The sequence below is a fragment of the Asticcacaulis solisilvae genome (assembly GCF_017875235.1).
GTDB lineage: Bacteria > Pseudomonadota > Alphaproteobacteria > Caulobacterales > Caulobacteraceae > Asticcacaulis > Asticcacaulis solisilvae_A.
The window spans coordinates 24,359-45,198 of record NZ_JAGGMI010000004.1; the positions used below are offsets into that span (position 1 = coordinate 24,359).

Consider the following 20,840-nt stretch of genomic DNA (forward strand, 5'->3'; position numbering starts at 1 on the left):
TTCTTCCGCAAAGTTTCAGGGAAAGGCCGAAGCGCCTAGTACGACATCGGGTCGGGGCTGCCACATGCTCCTGACCCGGACGTTGGGCGTATAGCTGCGAAAAAATTGGTCGGCCAATTATTTCGCCTGTGAAACTCGGGTGGCGCAACGGCTTTCAGTAGGCAAACACATCCTGCCGGGACAAATTACAGGAGAAAACAATGTTACTGGGGTCAAAAATCAGCGGGAGGAGGTTCAGGCTTGCTCTTCTCGGTGCCACGATCTTGGCCGGCGCGGCGCATGCTGCAGCCGCGCAAGACACAGCTCAAGCGGCGGACAACGATGTCGTTGTGGTTACGGGCTTCAAGAAAAGCTACGCTGACGCCGTCAAGGCCAAGCGCAACAATATCGAAATCAGCGACGGCATCTCGTCCGACGGCCTGGGCCGTTTTCCCGACCTGAACGTCGGTGAAGCCCTGCAGCGCATTCCGGGCATCCAGATCAACCGCGAAGCCGAAGGCCGTAACGCGACCATCGGTCTGCGCGGCATGCCGGGCTATTATGCCCGCACAACGTTGAACGGACAGGCCTTTGCCGAGCCTCCGTACGTGACGACCACTGGCGGTGCCGATGGCACTCCGCTGGGCGCTTTCAACTCGGATATCTTCACAGCCTTCTCGATTCAAAAGTCGCCCATGGCCAACTCCCAGTCGGGCGGTCTGTCGGGCAATATCGACATGCAGATCTCCCCGGCACTCGGCCGCCGGGATGGCGGCTTTGCCAAGGTCGCCTACGAGTATAACACCAACGGCAAGCTTGGCGCGCCAGCCTACACCATCGGCTACAACAAGCACATCAACAGCGATTTCGCAGTGTTCGGCACCTATGCCTATCGCAAGGAAAACTTCCGCCGCGATACGCTGCGCTACAACGGTTATAACCGCCTGACCCTGGCGCAGAGCAAGCTGACGGCGCAGCAGTTCGCCGACGCCTATGGCGCCTACTACGGCACGACCGCCAGCTCCACGACCTTTACCCTGGCCCAGGCGCTGGGTGCTTCGAGCACCTCGAATCCCTGGACCGCGCCGTCCAACGTCGGAAGCTTGTCGCAGAACGGTATCTGGGCGCTGGGGCTTATGCGCCAATATACGCGGATGAACGTCGGTACGCTGCAGTCGGCCTCCGCCGGCGCCGAATGGAAGGTGAACGACAACCTGAAGTTCGGGGTTACGGCCTATCACAGCGATCGTGACCTGCCGGATACCGTCCAGTATTTCCTATTGAACGATCCGTTCGGTACGGCAACGGTCGAGCCCCTCTCCACGCCGGTCGTCATGAGCAACGGCTACTCCGTCGTCCAGCGTACCCGCAATACCAACTTCGACGCCAAGACGTCGACGCGTCTGTTCTCACAAAAGCAATCGGCCGATGGCGTGTTCCTGAACGGCGAATGGAAAGACGAGAAGTGGCGCTTCAGCGGCGTGATTGCCGCGACCAAGTCTTCGAACTACTCCGAAGAAACGGAAATGGATCTCCGCACGGTGACCTTGGGCGGCACGGCCAGCAACGGCCTGGTGGAAATCATGGACACGGGGCTTGGCGAACTGGACGACTACTTCCAGTCGGTCACTCCGGGCCCTCAGAACGTCATGCCCATCATGCCATTCCGCGCCGCCGCGAACGCCGCCGGCTTCCAGGCAGGCTACTGGAACTGGGCGCCGAACCAGCCGGACAATCTGTTCACCTCGGATGGCAGGTATCTGCTGCACGTTGGCGGCACGCACCAATACGCTGAAAAGGCTGTCAATTCGGTACAGTTCGACGTCGAACGCCAGGTCGATTTCGGCCCAATCACCAGCATTCAGGCCGGCATCAGGTCGGAAAGCAACGAATACGAGAAGCACGGCGTCCGTAACATGGCCTACGGCATCCAGACGCAGAACATCACATCTGCCATGCTGATCCGTGCGCCTTCGGTCGATGACTTCATGGAAGGCAAGGCGCCGATCAACAAGGATTGGCTCACGATTGATCCCATTCCATTCATGAACGCCATTCGCCCTGTTACGCAATACGACAATGGCGGGCTTTCGGACCTGGGCTTCAACATCTTCTACGCCGACGGTGGCTTTGCGAACAATAATTACAAGGTGACGAACACGCTTGCGGAAGCCTATGTCCAGGCCAAGTACGACACCAATATATTCGGGCATCGGGTCCGCGGTAACTTCGGCGTTCGCTCGGAATCGACGGATTACGAGGTCACCACGCTCGACCGCACCGCAAGGACGACCAGCAATGGCGGCGTCGGCGCGCTTTCCGATTATACGTGGCACACGTTCAGCAAGAAATACAGCCACATCCTGCCCTCCGCCATCGCGGTTGTCGATGTGATCGATAATCTGGTGTTCCGCACCGCCTACTATAAAACCTATGTCAGGCCCGATCCGCAATCCAGTAGCCCGATCCGCAGCTACGGGTTCTCGAACAACAGCGCGGAATCGACGCTCACCCAGACCGTCACGAACGTAAACATCAACCTGGCGAATGGTCAGTTGAAGCCTTACACGGCCGATAACTTTGACCTGTCGCTGGAATGGTACAACCGCCCCAACGGTCTGGTCTCGTTTGCCTACTTCAAGAAGAAGCTGTCCAACCGCGTTGCCGGCATTGCCGATCCAGCCATTCTTTGCCCTGCCGACGGCAGTGACTGGGGCTTTGGCCCTCTGACCTGGAACGGTACCTACTGTAGCGCGCCAACGGCTAACGACGTCGTGAACGGCGTTCCCAACTCCTACCGGATCTTCGCGTCGGGTAATCAGAACATCGACGCGCCGACCTATGTCAGCGGCATCGAATTCAATATCCAGCAGAACCTCGACTTCCTGCCTGGCTTCTGGAAAAACTTTGGTGGATCGTTCAACTACGCGTTCACCCAGGCAAAGCAGACAGGTGGCGCGGCAGCTCCATTCCCTGGGATTTCCAAGCACGCCTATAACGCGATCGTCTTCTATGAAACGACCAAGTTCGGCATCCGCGGCGTCTATAACTGGCGCTCCGAATACAACCTCGATGGCTCCGGCACCTCCTACGGCCTTGCGCGTAATGCCGCCGCCCGTGGTCAGCTGGATCTCTCGGCGTCGTACAACATCAACGACCGGGTGACCGTCTCACTCGATGCCTATAACCTCACCAACTCCTTCCGTAAGGAGTATCAAGGGGATGAGCGGATGATCCGTCAGATCGACTATGACGGTCAGACCTTCACCGCCAGCGTCAAGGCCACCTTCTAATGGTCCAACGGCCGGGATGATCTCCGTCCCGGCCGTTACTCCACGGTCCGGACGCGTCTCCCTTGTTCCGGATCGAAAGCGTTTGACATTTTCCGGAGTGCCAGACGACCTTCCCTACAGCCTGACCTTCGGTCAGGCTGTTTTTTTATAAGGCGCGCCGGTACCTGCTCGCGGCCGGTGACCAGCTTGGATTAAGGCCGGCCTGACGATTGCGCGCCTCACAATGGAACAATATTATCATTTTTATAAAAAATGAAATTGACGTTTCCCAAGACCTGACCTAGATTCGACGAACAGCCAAGACGCTCGATCCCGCAAATTGGCCGCGAATTTCTGGAAGTTTTCCCAATCCGTCCGCTCACTCAACGCAGCGACCTGCCGGTGAGCGACGCCCTCGAACCCGTCAGCACGACCTTTCCAACTCCCTAATTCGTGCTGAACCTGCAAGCCCGGCATCGCGTATGCCGGGCTTTTTTTGCGGGCTAAGCACACTTTTGGCATGTCGCCTTAGCCGGCGACGATCCATTCGTGCGCCGGATCGTTGCGGAAAATCCACCGGCGCTCGGGCCCGGCCATGACATTGAGATAGTAGAGATCATAGCCATGCGCGGTGCCGACCGGATGGTAGCCGCGCGGCACCATGACGACGTCGCCGTCCTCGATCAGGACCGCTTCGTCCAGTGAGCGGTCGTCGGTATAGACGCGCTGGAAGGCAAAGCCCTGCGACGGGTTAAGCCGGTGATAATAGGTCTCTTCCAGCGCCGTCTCCATCCCCGCCTCTGCTGTGTCATGCTTGTGCGGCGGATAGCTCGACCAGTGCCCGGACGGCGTCACGACCTCGACGACCAGCAGGCTGTGCGCCGGCCTGTCCTGAGGCAGAATATTGCGGATGTAACGCGTATTGGTGCCGCCTCCGCGCACCTCCCGGCTCATTTCCGGGCCGGGAATGGCGCGCGCCTCAAAGCCCGGCGCGCCAGGCGCGGTGCACACGGCCAGCTCGACATCGGACAGGGCGCGAACCGTGTAGTCTTTGCCTGGCGGCACAAACACGGCGCCTGGCGGCGCATCGTCAAAAGGTGACGCCCGGCCGCCAATTGCCGAGAACAGTTTATCCGCCACTGTGATATCGGCGGTTCCAGCAACCAGTACCAGACAGGTTTCGCGCGTCCCTTCTTGCCCTGTAAAGGTCTGGCCCCGTGACAGCCTCACGACGGAAAAACCGACATGCCCCCAGCCGGCGCTCTCCGGCGTGACGGTCAGCACCCGGCCCGCTTCGTCCGGCGCGTGCGGCCGGACCCTGAGGGTGCTCATGCCGCGACCGCTTCGACCAGGCCGGCCCTGCGCGCGGCGTCCTTCAGGGTCTTCAGCCCCATCTCGGCATAGGTGCGCGGATCGGCCTTGGCCGGGTCCTGTTCGGCCTCGATAATGATCCAGCCGCTATATTGAATGGCCTTCAGGCCCTGCATGACGCGGTCGAAGTCGATCGAGCCGTCGCCGGGAACGGTGAACATCCCGGCCAGCACGCCGTTCAGGAAGCTGTCGTCCTTGCCGGCCGTGGCGTCGAAGACGGGCTGACGCACATCCTTGCAATGGACGTGGACGATCCGTTCCGGACGGCTGGCGATCACCTGATGCGGATCGATGCCGCCCAGGACGGCATGGCCGGTGTCGAGCGTGACGCCGACATTGCCGCCGGTGTGGCGGAAGAAGGCCTCAAGGTCCGCGGCGTCCTGGACGACCGTGCCGAGATGGTAGTGATAGGCCAGCTTCAGTCCGCGCGCGCCGACATAGTCGGCCACGGCGCTCAGGCGGGCGCCAAACCGCGCCCAGCCGGCTTCGTCGAGATGCGGCCGGTCTTTCAGCGGCGTCTGCATCTGGCCGTGGATGGCGTTGCTGGTCTCAGCGATGACAAAGACCCGGCTGCCCATGGCCAGCAGCAGGGCGAGATGGTCCTGAAGCGCGGCGATTTCCGCCTCGGCGTCGCGCGTCAGAAGCTCACAGCTGTACCAGCCGCCGACGAGATCGAGGTTGAAGCGGCCGAGAAGCGCCTTCAGCACGGCGGGATCCTTCGGGAAGGCGCCGCCCAGTTCCGAGCCGGCGAAGCCGATCTCGGCAATGTCCTTCAGCACGTTCTCGAGCGGCGTATCCCCGCCCAGCTCAGGCATGTCGTCATTGATCCAGGCAATAGGGCTGACGCCAAATTGGATGCTCATTGGAGATTTTCCCAACCTTTCCCGAGTTCTATGTCTTTTCCGATTTCCGAGCGCTTTTGCGCGTAGGCAGCGCGGGCGGAGCGCACCGCCGCAGATGTCGACACTTCCGGAACAGCGACGTCCCACCAGGTCCCGCCGGCGTCGGTGCCGGCCGTCGCATCAGTCTCGATCACGATCACCTTCACCCCGGGCACAGTTGCGGCGCGGCCGATCGCCTCTTCGAGCGCCGCGATGTCCGCGACCTTTTCAGCCTTGGCGCCCATCGCGGCTGCATGCGCCACGAAGTCGATGTCCGGCATCACTTTTTGCCAGCTGTCGGTCAGGCGATTGTTAAACGGCTCACCGCCCACCGACCGCTGGAGCCGGTGAATGCAGCCGAAGGCACGATTGTCGACGACGATAAGGGTAAGATCGACGCCCATCATCACCGCCGTGGCGATCTCGGAATTCATCATCAGGTAGCTGCCGTCACCGACCAGGACGTAGACCGGGCGGCTGGGCTCAACCAGGGCGACCCCAAGTCCACCGGCAATCTCGTAGCCCATGCAGGAATATCCGTATTCCATGTGATATCCGCCCGAGACGCGCGTGCGCCAGATCTTGTGCATATCCCCGGGAAGACCACCGGCCGCGGCCACGACGATGGCGTTCGGGTCGGCCGTGCGCATGAGCGCGCCAAGAACGCGGGCTTCCGTCGCCTGTCCCGTGGGGGCGATCAACGCGTCGATGACAGCGTCCCAACCCTGTCGCGCGCGCCGCACCTGGTCCGTCCAGGCGGCCGGTGCGGAATAGTCCAGGTCAAGCGCTTCCAGAATGGCACAGACATCGCCGACGACCGGCAAGGCGTCGAACTTATAGGCATCGAACGCCGCGACATTGACAGCGGCCAGCCTGGCATCCGGCCGGAAAAGCGAGGCCGAGGCGGTCGTGAAGTCCTGGAGACGCGTGCCCAGCGCCAGGATGAGATCGGCCTCGGCCGCCGCCTGGTTCGCCGCGTCAGTCCCGGTGACGCCAACAGCGCCCAGGTTCAGCGGATGGTCATAAGGGATCGCACCCTTGCCGGCCTGGGTTTCGCAAAAGGGTATGCCATGACGTTCGGAAAACGCCGCCACCGCTTCTTCGGCGCCTGAATAACGCACGCCACCGCCGACGATCATGAGCGGCTTTTTCGCCGCGGCGACGCGGTCTTTCAATGCCGCAAGCGACGTCGCGTCCGCGGGCGGTCTGCGGATCAGCCATATCCGGGGCGTGAAGAAGCTTTCCGGAAAATCAAAGGCCTCGGCCTGCACGTCCTGGCACAAAGCCAGGGTGACCGGGCCGCAGTCAGCCGGATCGGTCAGGACCGCCATGGCTCTCGGGAGAGCTTTCAGGATCTGTTCCGGCCGCGTGATCCGGTCGAAATAGCGCGATACCGGCCGGAAGCAGTCGTTGGCCGAGACCGTGCCGTCGCCGAAGTCTTCGATCTGCTGCAGGACCGGGTCGGGGCGGCGCGAGGCGAAGACATCGCCTGGCAAAAACAGGACGGGCAGGCGGTTGACGTGAGCCAGCGCGGCCGCCGTCACCATGTTCGTCGCGCCAGGCCCGATGGAGGTCGTGCAGACAAAGGCCCGCTGGCGTTTCCACTGCTTGGCGTAGGCGATGGCGGCATGCGCCATGCCTTGTTCGTTATGGGCCCGGTAGGTTGGCAGGGCGTCGCGCCATTCATAGAGCGCCTCGCCCAAGCCGGCGACATTGCCATGCCCGAAAATGGCCCATACGCCTGGGAAAAACGGCAGCACGCCGTTTTCCGTCTCCACGGATTGCGCCACCAGGTAGCGCGTCAGGGCCTGGGCCATGGTCAGCCGGATGTGGCTCACGCCGCCGTTTCCTTTATGCTCGACGGCCTGGAAACGCCGTCAGGGGCCGCCCGCCGCATCTCCTGCCAACCCGAGACCAGCCGGGACAGCTTCTTCGCCATTTCACGCACGGCGCTATCGTCATCGATCGTCCCGGTCAACCATTGGGCAGCCACATCATGGAAGATGGTGCGGCCGATGGCAAAGCCTTTCACGCATGAGAAGCCAGCCGAGGTCTCAAAGGCGCGCAACAGTTCGTCCTCCGGCGCCGACTGGCCCAGGACGACGATGCCGCGGCACAGCGGATCATTGGCCGACACGACCGCGTCGATGTTTGTCCATACGGCCGTATCGGCGACAGGCTCCAGCTTCCACCAGTCCGGCTTGATGCCCAGGTCGTACATGCGCTGGATCGCACGGCTGCGGGTCTGGGCGTCGGCGGGCATGTCCGGCGGCAGGATGAGTTCGAGAAGCAACTCATGGCCCGACTTGCGGCAGGCGTCGAACAGGATGACGAGCTGGCTTTCCTGCTCGGCCCGCAGGCCCGCCTCATCATCGGGATGATAGAAGACCAGGCATTTCACGACGTGATTGGCAGGCCAGGAGTTGAGTTCCAGGCCGACGTCCGGCCCGGTTTCAAAGCGCAGCGGACGGGATTTCGGCACCTCTACGGGCCGGCCGATCCAGTAGGTCGTGTGCGCGGCCTCGCTCAGGGCCTCCGCGCCGTACTTGCCGTCCAGCAGCACACCGAAGGTTTCATTGCCGTTGGCGAGATCGTCGACGGCGCGCAGGGCCAGCCGCTTGAAGGCGGACACCCGGCTCAGGTCCGCGCCGAATTCGGCCGCGAGTTCCTCGAACTGAAAACGATGATCCATGGCCAGCACGGTCAGCGACTCGTAATCGCGGTGGCGCGTCGTCGCCCAGTGAATATGATCGAGGGCCTCGATGGCGTCCGCCGCCATCGGATGGCGCGCCTGAAGGAAGGCTTCGAGCTCACGGAAGGTTGGCATGGCCGGCGCACAGCCATGCCGGGTGACCACGATGGCGCCGCAGGCATTGCCCCATAGGCCGCATGTATAAAGGTCTTCGCCCCGCAGCCAGCCCCGCAGGAATCCGGCGCTGAACGCATCCCCGGCGCCGAGGACATTCATGACCTCGATCGGGAAACCCGGAACGGTGAGCGCTTCATTAACCTGATCCGGTATCTCGCCGTCGAAGATGGCGCAGCCTTCCGCGCCCAGCTTGCAGACCAGGATGGCATTCGAGACCTTGCGGATGGCCTTCAGGGCGTCGATGACGTTTTCCTGCCCACCGAGAATGCGGATTTCCTCTTCGGTCCCGATAATGAGATCGCAGAGCGGCGCGACGGTGGCGAGGCGCTGCGTAACCTCCGTATTGGACACGTAGCGCTGTTCGCCCATGTCCCGGGATGTTAGGCCCCACAGCACCGGACGATAGTCGATGTCGAAAATAACCTTGCCGCCCGCTGCCTTTACGGTCCGGACCGCCTGGAGACTGGCGTCAAAGACGTTCGGCCGCGAAAGGTGCGTACCATCGATGACCAGCGACCGGGCGGAAGCCAGCCAGCTGGGGTCGATATCGGCGATGTCGATCGCCATGTCCGCGCAGTTCTCACGGTAGAAGATGAGCGGGAAAGTCTCCTTGTCGACAATCCCGAGGATAACCAGGGCGGTAAGGCGCTCCGCGTCGGAAACCACACCTGTGGTATCAACGCCTTCCTTTGCAAGGGTTTCCAGGATGAAGCGCCCCATATGGTCGGCGCCGACCCGGGTTACCAGCCCGGCGCTCAGCCCCAGCCGGGCGGCGCCGATCGCGGTATTGGTCGGACTTCCACCGACATATTTGGCGAAGGACGCCATGTCCTCGAGGCGGCCGCCAATCTGCCCGCCATACAAATCGACGCTGGAACGGCCGAGCGTAATAACGTCTGGTCCCGTCTGCCTGGCATCCATTTGTCGGTTCCCTTCCCCACGGCTAAGCCACCATTTATCGATATGGAATATTTATTCCTTCTTATTAGAAAATGCAATTGTCATTTCACCAACACGCACAACTAGTTGTCGTGTTCCTGGCTGGCAAACGCATAAGAGATCACAAGACTCTGGACGAGACAGAGGGTCGCGGTGAGCGACCGGAAGGAGCGCACCTCGGCATCCCGGACAAGCAGGACCTGCCCGGACCCCTTGACCAGTGGGGAGACGTTCGAATCCGTAATGGACAGGATCGGCGCCCCACGTTCCAGCGCGATGGCGTGGCACTTGACCGTCTCCTCGGCATAGGGCCGGAAGCTGATGGCGATGAGAAGGTCGTCGGGCTGGATGCCGCGAATCTGATTCGCCCATAATCCGCCGGTGCCGTCGATAAAGCATGTGCGCTTGCCGGCGCGTTGCAGCGCGTAGGCCAGGTATGACGCGGGCGGGAAGGCGCGCCGGAAACCGGCGATATAGACCGTGCTGGCCTGGGCGATCGCCGCATTGGCTTCGCGTATCTGGGCGGCGCTGATCGACTGGCGCAAATGATTGAGCGACACCAGGTCCGCTTCGACATATTCCCCCAGGATATTGTCCGTCGCGCCGTCCGCCTCGCCGCTGGCCGCCGTGAACTGCCGCGCACGCTCGCCATAGGCCAGCGTCATATGGTTGGCGAGAAGCTCGTCCCGGATCACCTTCTGCATCTGCGAGGCGCCGGGATAGCCCAGGATCTTGGCGAACCGGACGATGGCCGAAGGCTGGACATCCGCACGTTCCGCGATCACGGCCAGCGTTTCGAAGGCGACGTCCTCCGGCTTGTCCAGGACAAAGGTCGCCACCTGCTTCATACGCCTGGACAGGTCTTCATATACCTGGACGATCGTCGACCTCAGGGTCTCAAGGGTGTCCGGCGCCTCAACCGTGGTATCAGGATCGCCATCCTCGCCTAACATATCTGCGCTCATATTCTCAATCGTCTCATTTTAGAATTCTTATTCCAAGCTTGCGGCTTGACTTTAGTATGATAACCGTAACATCATAAAATCATTCCAACAATGGAATAAAAATTTCGGGCGTCCGCAAAGGACGCCATACACAGGAGCACATGATGGACATCGCGGTTATCGGCGCCGGGCGTATCGGCCGTATCCACGCCAGGAACGTTTTCGATCATCCGCTGCTGCGCCTGCATTCCATCGTCGATCCGGTCGGCGACAACGCCCAGACCCTCGCGCAGGAGTTGGGGGCGAGCGTGAGCACGTTCGACAGCGTGCTGAGCGACCCGTCGGTCAAGGGGATCGTCATCGCCTCACCGACCGACCAGCACCTCGACCAGACGCTGAAGGCCGTCGCCGCGGGCAAGGCCGTCCTGTGCGAAAAGCCCATCGACCAGAGCCTGGCCACGGCCAGGAGCGCCGCCGGCGCGCTGGGCGGCGACAAGCCCTTGCTGCTCGGCTTCAACCGCCGCTTCGACAGACACTTCGGCGCATTGAAGGCGCAGCTTGCCGATGGACGGATCGGGGTATTGGAAAGCGTTTCGATCATAAGCCACGACCCGGCACCGCCACCGATCGCCTATGTCAAGGTCTCGGGCGGCCTGTTCAAGGACATGGCGATCCACGACTTTGACATGGCGCGGTTTCTGCTTGGCGAGGAACCCTCGGAAGTTTTCGCCAGCGCGTCCTGCCTGGTCGATCCGGGCATCGGCGCCGCCGGTGACGTCGATACGGCAAAGACCGTGCTGAAGACGCCGTCGGGCAGGATCTGCGTCATCAGCAATTCGCGCCGGTCCGGTTACGGCTACGACCAGCGGATCGAGGCCTATGGCTCGAAGGGCCTTTTGAAGGCCGACAACGTCCTGGAATCCACGGTTTCGCACTGGGGCGAAAGCGGCCCGGCGCTCGATTCGCTCCAGAACTTCTTTCTCGACCGCTATGCCGAAGCCTACCGCACGGAAATGAACCATTTCGCCGACATTCTTGCCGGCAAGGCCAAGCCCCTTGTCGGCTATGACGATGCCGTCCGCGCCCTGGCCCTGGCCGAAGCCGCCGCGGAATCGGTCGCCTCAGGCCAGGTCGTCAAACTGTAGGGCCGGCGAGAGGACGGCGTTACTTTACCGGTCCGACGCCTTCTTTTGTTGGCGTCACCAGGTTGATGGTGCCGTCCGGATTGTAGGTCATCTCCTCGATGGCGATCGACCGCTTGTGATCGCCGCCGCCCGGCAGCAGCTTGTTGTGGTAGAACAGGAAGGACCGCCCCTTCCGCTCCAGGATAGCCTGGTGATTGGTGCTGATCGGCAGGTAGTCGAGGATGACACCGCGATAGGTATAAGGCCCGATGGGGGAGGTCGAAGTCGCATAGACGATCTGCCCCGGCCATCCGGTCGAGAAGCTGAAATAATAAAGTCCGTTGCGCTTATGCAGGAAGGGCGCCTCGCCATATTTCTTCTTGGGGTCCTCCGCCGGGAAGCCTGTAATCTTCAGATCTTCGATCGGCCCGTCCAGGTGGATCATGTCGCGTTTCAGCTTGACGATCTTGGGGACGCGGGTGCCGAAAAGCATGTAGGCCTGGCCGTCGTCATCGACAAAAACAGCGGGATCGATCGGTTCGGCGCCGACATTGGTATCGCGGGCCTTGTCGACCAGGGCGTCGGACCGCGCGTCCACGTACGGCCCTTCCGGTCTCTTGCTGACGGCCACGCCTATCTTGTCCTGTCCAACCGGGGCATAGAAATAGTATTTGCCGTTACGATAGGCGGCTTCCGGCGCCCAGGCCTTGGCGGTCGGCTTTGCCCATTTGAACACCGTGACCGACAGGAAGGAGCCGTCGTCCGTCCAGTGCGCCATGTCATCCGAACTGAAGAGGCGCCAGTCCGTCGAATCCCAGTCTTTGCCGGAATTGTCCTGGTCATTCGTCGCGTAGACATAGTACCGCCCCTTGAAATAGTGCGGCGACGGATCGGCGTTGAAGCGCGTCGAAATGGGGTTTTCGGCCTGCGCGCCCGGCGCGGACGCCAGCGCAAGGAATGCGGCGGCTGCCGCTGGCAGGCAAAAACCGCTGAAAATGCGAAGCGTCATGGCGAATTCCTCCGTAATTGTCTGACTAAACTACAGGTCACATTTTGATAGGCAAACGAATAAATACCTGAGCACGGGCCTCGAAACCCTACAGCTTGATGATGATGTTGCGCCGATCCATGACGAGACCCAGCAGCCAGCACACCAGCATGTAGGCAATGGCGCAGACCAGAGACCCGAGCGCGCCGGGCAGGACGGCCTGGAACAGGTGAATACCGATCCAGTCGTAAAGGCCAAGACCATCGACCGGAATGAGCTGCAAGGTGGTTACCAGCAGTTCGGAAAACAGGTAGATGACCAGGGGGTTCTTGCCGAAGATTTCGAAGAACCGCGTCCCATCGCTCCGGTTCGCCAGGTCGACATAGCTGATCAGCGCCCCCAGCAGCACCAGGTCGATACCTATGGTCAGCAGGGCGAAGGAACTGGTCCACAGGCGCTTGGCAAGCGGAAAACCGAGGCTCCAGACCAGACTCAGCACGATCGCGGCCGCCCCCCCGATCAGCAGGTTGCGCACCAGCCGGGCCTTGTCCGCGCTGCGCGTGATGTAAAGACCGGCCAGGTAACCGGCGATGACGTTCACAATCGCCGGCAGCGTGCTCAGCAAGCCCTCTGGATCGTAGCCATGCCCCTTCTTGTACATGTGCGGCAGGCCCAGGACGGCCTGGTCCACCAGGGCGCCGGCATTGCCGAGCGGGGTGAGTTCCCGGCCGGGAACGCCAAACGCGAGCAGAATGCCCCAATAGCCAAGCAGAAGGGCGACGCAAAGCGTCACAAGGTATCTGACCGACAGGTAGCGGCAGGCGATGGCGGCTGCGCCATAACACAGGGCGATCCGTTGCAGGACGCCCATGATGCGCGTTTCTCCGATGGGATTGAACGCCCAGCCGCCGCCGGGCAGCGGATGCACGAAGGGATACCAGTACATGAGGTAGCCCAAAAGGAAGATCAGCGCGGTCCGTCTGGCCACCTTGAGCAGATAGTCCCTGTTGGATACGCCCGGGCGCATGGCGAAGCACATGGCGTTGCCCACCGCGAACAGGAAGGACGGAAAGACGGCGTCCGCCAGGGTGAAGCCGAACCATTTGGCGTGCTGCAGGGTCGCGAACGGCTCCGCGCCGGCCCCGGCGGTATTGACGACGATCATGACGCAGACCGTCAGGCCGCGAAACACGTCCAGGGCTTTATTGCGGGCCGGCTTCATCCGCACACCTTCAGAAGCGCCGCCGCATCGGCCAGAGGATCCGAGGGGACATAGCGACTGTAGGCCGTGTCGGCCGTGACCCAGTCATGCTCCCACGCGGTGATCCTGGCCGTGAACGCCGCCTGATCGAAGGGCGTTTTCGCCTCAACCGACCGGCGCAGCTCCGCCAGGAATTGCGTCCAGCGCGGCAGGTAGAAGCCGGCGTACATACCCTGCCAGGCCTTGGACGCATAGTCGTTGAGATTGCCCTTTCCACCCCACACCGACACCTGCGCCTTGGCGTTCGCGACGTAATAGGCGCGCTCCGCCGGCGTGTCCCCGTAGGCGCGCGCGTCGGCGATCCACGTCGCCAGGGTTTCCTGCTGCCCGCCGATCAGCGCATCCACGCCAAGCGCAAGGACCTTGATACGCGAGGCGAGATCGTCTCCACGGGCCAGATCGCCCGCGGCATAGGCCGACACCGCCGCCTGTAGGCAGGCGTCCAGTTCTCCGCTGACGAAGTGGCAGGTCGCGGCGACGACATCGTTCTGGAACAGCGTGGATGCGCCAAACGCCGGCCCCAGGTTCAGCAGCCCTTTGATCGCCTTGCGCAACAGGGCGCGATCGCCGGGCGCGCCCTCAAACTCGGTAACATCAACGGTCGGCCGCTTGAAGAACAGATAGGCTCCCGCCCGGCTTCTCCACCATCGCGGGGTCCAGTAGCGTGTCTTGTAAACGGCCGATGCCAGGTCGCTCCACGCCGCCGTCAGCGCCGGCGAAGACTTTCCGTAGCGCGCCCGCGTATAGCCTGCCAGCCATTGGTGGACCGAGGCTTTTCCTTCATCCCAGGCCAGGTCGTAAAGATATTCATACACGACCGAATTGTTGTGCAGGCCCTCCGGAAAGACGCCGAACCCCTTCAAATTACGGGTTTGCGCATTCTGCTCAAGCGCCGTCACGTCGCGGCGGTAGAAGTCGAGGTCGCCATAGACCGGGTTCGACCCGCCGTAATTGTGGACGTAGCCATAGATCCACGACTTGCCCTTGAAGGCCTCGGCGCGCGTCCAGACGTCCGGATAACGATCGTTGCCGATATCCAGGACCATGAGCCTGTCGTCGGGAACGCGGCTCAGGAAGGCATCGATGGCCTCGCTGGTCCAGAAGGCCTTGTCGGCGCCGAACAGCCAGCCCTGCATCACCCAGACGGCGTCCGGTTGCGCCTGGCGGATCGAATCATAGAGGGCCAAGCCGTAGTCGGCGAGGCGCGCGGCCTTTAGGGCAGGATCGACCTCGGCGGCCGCCTCGGCATTGGCGGTCGCATCGCCGTAGCTGGCCTTGGCGGCATCCGAGCCGTCGGCGGCGACCGGCGGCAGCATCTCGTTGAACGAGTCCGCCAGATAGTATTGCCCGGGCCCGTAGGTCCGGGTGTACAGCGCGATGAAGCGTCCCGCCAGCTTGGCGAACAAGGGATCGGCCGGGTCAAGCCAGTAGGTTTCGTGAAATCCCTCCCAGGCCCGCATCCGATAGATCCGCGCGTCCGGATGCTTCTCGGCGAATGCCTTGGGGACATAGCCCCCGAAGGCCGGCAGGATCGGTGTCATGCCCAGGGCGCGCATCTGCCCGAGAATACGGACCTGCAGGGCGCGTTTCTTTTCGATCCAGGCCTGCGGCAACGGGGCGTCATAACCTTCGATGTTGCCCATGCGCTGCCAGGGCGTGAAGGCCGGCCCCGAGAAGTAGCCTGACAACTCCTCTTCGCTTAAGCCCTGTTCGCGCCAAAGGGCCTGCCAGACGAACTCCTGGCCCTCCATGGCGAGCGGCATGTCGATGCCGTGCAGCGCCATCCAGTCGATTTCACGCTGCCAACGCGCCCATCCCCACCAGGGCGTCGTATAGCCGAAGGTGCAGGTGTTCATATAGACGCGGTGCCCGAAACGGGCCTCGACGCGGCCGCCCGCAGTCTCCGGCCATCGGGCAGGCATCCCCGCGCGGCTTCCTTCCCAACTGACCTGCGCCAGTCCGTTTGATTTGAGGTAGCTGTAGACACCCCGCGTCACGGCAACGGCGCTCGATCCTTCAACCTCCAGCTGCCCGTCCCGCACCGCGACCTTGTACCAGGGCGTCCGGGTTTGTCCCGAAACGACGCGCAAGGAAATGTCCGCCGCACGTTTACCGACCAGCCGCCGCACGACGGCGCCGGCCTCTTGCCCTGCGGCTCTTGCCCAGCCCGGCAGCGTCATCGCACCGGCCAGGCCCGCGAATCCCATGCCCTGGATAATGGCCTGACGCCGCGAGACGGTCTTGGACATGAGCGTTTCCATTTCAAATGTAACCCCTGGAGACCTTGACGCGGGTCACGCAGGTCGGCTTGGGCCAAATTGGCGGGCCAATTTGGCATACGGTATGTCATTGTCACGTTTAGCATGAAAATTCAAAACTATTTTTTTATAGAAAAATTGTGCCAAATCGGCGAAGGTCATATTCAGCATTACGGAACCGGCGGATGCACGGCGGACTGTGACTGTGCCCTGTTACCGGATATCCACCTTGAAAATTGTGGAACCAATTAAATATAGTCGGAATTGATCGTTAAGTCCGCTGCCCGCGGCTACCGGGCTTTCAATCGAGGCAGGACAGAGGCTGATGCCAATCTTGGGAAATAAACTTCTGAACCTCATCGATGCCGACAAGGATGCCCGTCCGTACCAGATCGTCGGCAATGCCTTGCTGGAGCGTATCCGCGCCGGCGAATTCCGCGCCAGCGGAAAACTGCCCCCCGAGCGCGAACTGGCGGAAGCCTATGACGTCGGACGCGCGGTCATTCGTGACGCACTGGTCATGCTCGAGGTCAAGGGACTGATCCAAAGCCGCCAGGGTTCTGGAATCTATATCACTCTGAAAGCCTATGACAGCCAGCCCGCTGTTTCGTCAGGCAAGATGGCCCCGGCGGGCGGACCGCTCGAATTGCTGTCCGCCCGGCAACTGATCGAAAGCCAGATTGCGCGCCAGGCCGCGATCCATGCCACTGAAACGGATATTCAGCGTATCGAGGACGCGTTCGCGCTGCATAATACGGCGCCCGACACACAGCCACGCGACGAGTTGGACCGGGCCTTCCACATCGCCATAGCGCTGGCCACCCAGAATCCGGAACTCGCGGTCGTCGTGGCGCAGCTTTGGGAGCGCCGGCAACATCACACCTTCTGGACCGGTCACAACATACGTCTCAATACGTTTCAGCATTGCGAGCGCTGGGCGGAAGACCACCATCGGATCGTGGAAGGGATACGGCGACACGACGGCGATGCCGCCTATGTCGCCATGTGGCAGCACATTGAAAATGTGAAGCAGTTCTTCATGGGTAACGCGACCCCTCAGGCCGACAGGCGCGGCATGAAGCGTAAATAGCGGTCGCGTTCCAGCTTGCCCTCGGCTTAAACCGGCAGTTCCATGGTGTTCTTGACCTCTTCGAGCACGGCGTAGGTCCGGGTTTCGCGCACGCCGGGCAGGCTGACCAGCACGTCGCCGAGGAACTGGCGGTAGGCGGCCATGTCCTTGACGCGCGCCTTGATCAGGTAGTCGAAGCCGCCAGCGACCATGTGGCATTCGAGGATTTCCGGCTGGCGCTGGACAGAGCGGCCAAACGCTTCGAAGACATCGTCGGTCGTGCGATCGAGCAGGACCTCGACGAAGATCAGCAACGCCCGGTCCAGCTTTTCCGGGTCGAGCACCGCCATGGTGCCGAGGATATAACCATTGGATTTCAGCCGCTTGACGCGATCGAAACAGGCAGCCGGCGAGACGTGCACCGCCTCGGCCAGGGCCTGGTTGGTCATGCGTCCGTCGCGCTGAAGATTACGCAGAATCTTCCGGTCGATCTCGTCTAGCATATGAATATTTTTCCAATTTTACGCATCATAGGCAAATTATCTTCGGGCATCACGCGCAAATTACCAAGGACATTTTCAAAATCGGGCGCATAATCATATAAGTTTCAGGAGATACTTATATGCCCGCATCCGACGCCATCGCGCAGATGAACGCCCTTTATCGTGCGCCCGAAGCCGACGTGCTGGCCGGGCTTTTGCCATCCGCCACGCTGACGGCTGCCGAACGCAATCAGGCGATGGCCCAGGCACGCCTGATCCTGACGGATCTCAAGGCGGCGCAGTCGACCGGCTGGGTCAACCGCTTCCTGCAGGAATACCGCCTGAACACGCAGGAAGGCGTGGCGCTGCTGTCGCTGGCCGAAGCTTACTTACGCGTGCCCGATCCGGAAACCGCCAATCTCCTCATCCGCGACAAGATCACCGATGCCGACTGGCTGGCGCACAAGGCGAAGTCGGAGTCGAAACTGGTCAACACCGCGACCTTCGGCCTGATCCTGACGCGCGCCCTGGTCGGCGAACCCGAACAGGCCGGCACCCTGAAAAAGCTGGTGGCGCGGGTCGGCGAACCTGTCATCCGCCAGGGCGTCGCGGTCGCCATGCGGTTGATGGGCGAGGTTTTCGTCATGGGCCGGACCATCGAAGAAGCGCTCGATGTCGCCGCCAAACCCGAAAACAAGGGCTTTACCGCCTCCTTCGACATGCTGGGCGAATCGGCGCGCACATTTGCAGACGCCGACCGCTATTTTGCCTCCTACGAAGCCGCCATCGATGCGGTGGGCAAGGCCGGCAATACCGGCCATTCGGTCTCGGTCAAGCTGTCGGCCCTGCATCCGCGTTACGAAGTCGCCAATGCCGCCGCCTGCGTGCCTGAGCTGACGGCGCGCATCCGTCACCTGGCCCTGCGCGCGGCGGCGTCGGGCATCGACCTGACCATTGACGCCGAAGAAAGCGAGCGCCTGATCATGTCGCTCAACATCATCGAAGGCGTTCTGCGCGATCCGCTGCTCAAGGCCTGGGACGGGTTTGGCATGGCGGCACAAGCCTACGGAAAAAGGGCCCGTCCGCTGATCGCGTGGGCGCAGGATGTCGGCAAAGCCACCAATCATCGTCTCAAGGTCCGGCTGGTCAAGGGCGCCTATTGGGACGCCGAAATCAAGAAGACCCAGGTCGAAGGCTTGAGCGACTATCCTTTGTTCACGCGCAAGGCGGCGACCGACGTGTCGTACCTGGCCTGTGCGCGCGACATGCTCGACGCCTCGCACATCTATCCGGCCTTTGCCGGCCATAACGCCCTGACGGTCGCCACGTTGATGACCTGGGCCGGCACCCGCCGCGACTTCGAGTTCCAGCGCCTGCATGGCATGGGCGAAGGCCTGCACGAACGGCTGGTGCGCGATCTGGGCTATAACTGCCGCACCTATGCCCCGGTCGGTGGCCATAAGGACCTGCTGGCCTATCTGGTCCGCCGCCTGCTGGAAAACGGCGCCAATTCGTCCTTCGTCCATCAGTTGGCCGACCCGACGGTTGATGAAGCCACCCTGCTGGCCGATCCGGCCGAACACATCGCCAAGGTCGGTGGCCGCCCGCACCCGGCAATCCCCCTGCCCGCCGATATCTTCCCGAGCCGCAAAAACTCCAAAGGCCTCGATCTCAGCGACCGGGCGACGCTCGACAAGACCCTGGCGGCAGTCACCCAGTCCAAGACCTACGCAGCCTCGGCCCTTGTTTCCGGCAAGCCAGTGCACGGCACGGCGCGCACCGTCACCCGCCCGGCCGATCGCGAGACGTCGATCGGCACCATCATCGAAGCGACACCCGACGACGTCCGTCGCGCTGGCGTGGCCGCGCATGACGCTGCACCCCGCTGGGATGCCACGCCGGTTGAGGACCGCGCTGCCTGCCTGGAACGCCTGGCCGACGCCTTGGAGGCCAACCGGCAGGAACTGATCAACCTCTGTGTCCACGAAGCCGGCAAGACCCTGGGCGATGCTGTCGCCGAAATCCGCGAAGCCGTCGATTTCTGCCGCTACTACGCCGTCAATGCCCGCACACAATTCGCGCCCGAAATCCTGCCCGGGCCGACGGGCGAATATAACGAGACGCGCCTGACCGGTCGCGGCGTCTTTGCCTGCATCGCGCCGTGGAACTTTCCGCTGGCCATCTTCCTGGGCCAGGTCGCGGCAGCGCTCGTCAGCGGCAATGCCGTCCTGGCCAAGCCGGCGCCGCAGACGCCTTTGATCGCCTACCGCGCCGTGCAAATGGCGCACGAGGCCGGCATTCCGGCTGATGTGCTGCACTTCCTGCCCGGCGGCCCCGATGTCGGCGCGGCACTCACCCGCGCCAAGGAAGTCTCAGGCGTCGCCTTTACCGGCTCGACCGCGACGGCGCGCACCATTGCGCGCTCCCTGCTGGAAGACGACAGCCGCCCCATCGTGCCGCTGATTGCCGAAACCGGCGGGCTCAATGCCATGATCGTCGATTCGACTGCCCTGCCCGAACAGGTCGTCAATGATGTCATCACCTCGGCCTTCCGCTCGGCCGGTCAGCGCTGTTCGGCCCTGCGCCTCCTGATCGTCCAGGAAGACGTCGCCGACACCATATTGCACATGCTGAAAGGTGGCATGGATACCCTGATCCTGGGCGATCCGGCCGACGCCCGCACCGATGTCGGCCCGGTCATCGACGAAGCCGCCCGTGATAAGCTCATGGCCTATCGCGACAGCATAAAATCGCAATGGGTGCACACGGTCGCGGCGCCCGCCACCGGCCTGTTCGTGCCGCCGACCCTGATTCGTCTTAAGCGCATCGAGGACCTCAAACAGGAATGGTTCGGGCCAGTACTGCATGTGGTCACCTGGAAGGCCGGCGAACTGGAGGACGTCGTCTCCCGTATCAATGCCAGCGGCTACGGCCTGACCATGGGCCTGCATTCGCGCGTGGCGGAAACGGCCGACCGCGTCAAGGCCATGGCAAAAGTGGGCAATCTCTACGTCAACCGCTCGATGATCGGCGCGGTCGTCGGCTCCCAACCCTTCGGCGGCGAAGGCCTGTCGGGCACAGGGCCCAAGGCCGGCGGCGCGCATTATCTGCTGCGCTATGCCGGCGAGCGGACCGTGTCGATCGACACGACCTCGGCTGGCGGCAATGCCAGCCTGCTGTCGTTGGGCGAAGCGGACGTATAGAGTTGACGGACGTGTTTCATAAGGAGGCGCACATCGTCAGCATGGACGCCGTCGCGCGCCATCAACAGGATGATCGCATCCTCATTGAGGATGTCATCCAGGGTGGGCTCCTTGAAAAACATCATTGTCGTCTCCTGCGGATGTCTCCGGCAAACCCATACATATCGCAATTGAGAATTATTCGCAAATATAAATGAATT

Annotated in this window: 14 protein-coding genes; 4 read left to right on the forward strand and 10 right to left on the reverse strand. The window is 62.2% G+C overall.

Going from position 1 to position 20,840, the window contains the following annotated elements; all coding sequences use genetic code 11:
* Positions 1–200 precede the first annotated feature (200 nt).
* Positions 201–3,272 carry a TonB-dependent receptor gene (locus J2X24_RS08515; protein WP_209719599.1) on the forward strand — a complete coding sequence of 1,024 codons (3,072 nt, stop codon included), beginning with the start codon at positions 201–203 and terminating at the stop codon, positions 3,270–3,272.
* Positions 3,273–3,779: 507 nt separating this feature from the next.
* Here J2X24_RS08515 and iolB read toward each other — a convergent pair.
* From iolB to J2X24_RS08540, 5 genes are all read right to left on the reverse strand, one after another.
* On the reverse strand, positions 3,780–4,583 hold the full coding sequence (iolB, locus tag J2X24_RS08520; RefSeq protein WP_209719602.1) for a 5-deoxy-glucuronate isomerase: 804 nt from the start codon (positions 4,581–4,583) through the stop codon (positions 3,780–3,782).
* A complete protein-coding gene (gene iolE, locus J2X24_RS08525; RefSeq protein ID WP_209719606.1) occupies positions 4,580–5,485 on the reverse strand; it encodes a myo-inosose-2 dehydratase in 906 nt (301 codons plus the stop codon). Before iolE ends, iolB begins: the two co-directional genes overlap by 4 nt.
* Entirely contained in the window at positions 5,482–7,341 is a 1,860-nt protein-coding gene (gene iolD, locus J2X24_RS08530) for a 3D-(3,5/4)-trihydroxycyclohexane-1,2-dione acylhydrolase (decyclizing) (protein ID WP_209719611.1), read from the reverse strand. The genes iolE and iolD overlap by 4 nt, the downstream gene beginning before the upstream one ends.
* A complete protein-coding gene (locus tag J2X24_RS08535) occupies positions 7,338–9,293 on the reverse strand; it encodes a bifunctional 5-dehydro-2-deoxygluconokinase/5-dehydro-2-deoxyphosphogluconate aldolase (protein WP_209719614.1) in 1,956 nt (651 codons plus the stop codon). Before J2X24_RS08535 ends, iolD begins: the two co-directional genes overlap by 4 nt.
* 101 nt (positions 9,294–9,394) lie before the next feature.
* The gene (locus tag J2X24_RS08540) at positions 9,395–10,276 is read right to left on the reverse strand and encodes a MurR/RpiR family transcriptional regulator (protein ID WP_245344567.1); all 882 of its coding nucleotides are present in this window, start codon (positions 10,274–10,276) and stop codon (positions 9,395–9,397) included.
* A gap of 140 nt (positions 10,277–10,416) precedes the next feature.
* On the opposite strand from J2X24_RS08540, the gene iolG reads away from it, so the two are divergent.
* Positions 10,417–11,400 carry an inositol 2-dehydrogenase gene (gene iolG / locus J2X24_RS08545; protein ID WP_209719618.1) on the forward strand — a complete coding sequence of 328 codons (984 nt, stop codon included), beginning with the start codon at positions 10,417–10,419 and terminating at the stop codon, positions 11,398–11,400.
* 19 nt (positions 11,401–11,419) lie between these two features.
* Here the strand turns inward: iolG and J2X24_RS08550 are convergent, their stop codons facing one another.
* From J2X24_RS08550 to J2X24_RS08560, 3 genes are all read right to left on the reverse strand, one after another.
* Complete coding sequence (locus tag J2X24_RS08550) at positions 11,420–12,388, reverse strand: family 43 glycosylhydrolase (RefSeq protein ID WP_209719621.1); 969 nt, start codon at positions 12,386–12,388, stop codon at positions 11,420–11,422.
* An 88-nt stretch (positions 12,389–12,476) separates the two neighbouring features.
* Positions 12,477–13,589 (reverse strand): acyltransferase family protein, encoded by a 1,113-nt coding sequence (locus tag J2X24_RS08555; RefSeq protein WP_209719624.1) that lies wholly within the window; start codon positions 13,587–13,589, stop codon positions 12,477–12,479.
* The gene (locus J2X24_RS08560) at positions 13,586–15,877 is read right to left on the reverse strand and encodes an alpha-N-acetylglucosaminidase (RefSeq protein ID WP_209719627.1); all 2,292 of its coding nucleotides are present in this window, start codon (positions 15,875–15,877) and stop codon (positions 13,586–13,588) included. The genes J2X24_RS08555 and J2X24_RS08560 overlap by 4 nt, the downstream gene beginning before the upstream one ends.
* 334 nt (positions 15,878–16,211) lie before the next feature.
* Between J2X24_RS08560 and J2X24_RS08565 the strand changes: the two genes are divergently transcribed.
* Entirely contained in the window at positions 16,212–16,976 is a 765-nt protein-coding gene (locus tag J2X24_RS08565) for a FadR/GntR family transcriptional regulator (RefSeq protein WP_209719630.1), read from the forward strand.
* 26 nt (positions 16,977–17,002) lie between these two features.
* On the opposite strand, the gene J2X24_RS08570 is transcribed toward J2X24_RS08565, so the two are convergent.
* On the reverse strand, positions 17,003–17,458 hold the full coding sequence (locus tag J2X24_RS08570) for an Lrp/AsnC ligand binding domain-containing protein (protein ID WP_209719633.1): 456 nt from the start codon (positions 17,456–17,458) through the stop codon (positions 17,003–17,005).
* Positions 17,459–17,577: 119 nt separating this feature from the next.
* Here J2X24_RS08570 and putA point away from each other — a divergent pair, with 119 nt between their 5' ends.
* On the forward strand, positions 17,578–20,640 hold the full coding sequence (putA, locus tag J2X24_RS08575) for a bifunctional proline dehydrogenase/L-glutamate gamma-semialdehyde dehydrogenase PutA (protein ID WP_209719636.1): 3,063 nt from the start codon (positions 17,578–17,580) through the stop codon (positions 20,638–20,640).
* Here the strand turns inward: putA and J2X24_RS08580 are convergent.
* Entirely contained in the window at positions 20,553–20,765 is a 213-nt protein-coding gene (locus J2X24_RS08580; protein WP_209719639.1) for a hypothetical protein, read from the reverse strand. The two genes, putA and J2X24_RS08580, sit on opposite strands and share 88 nt — an antisense overlap.
* Positions 20,766–20,840: the final 75 nt, after the last annotated feature.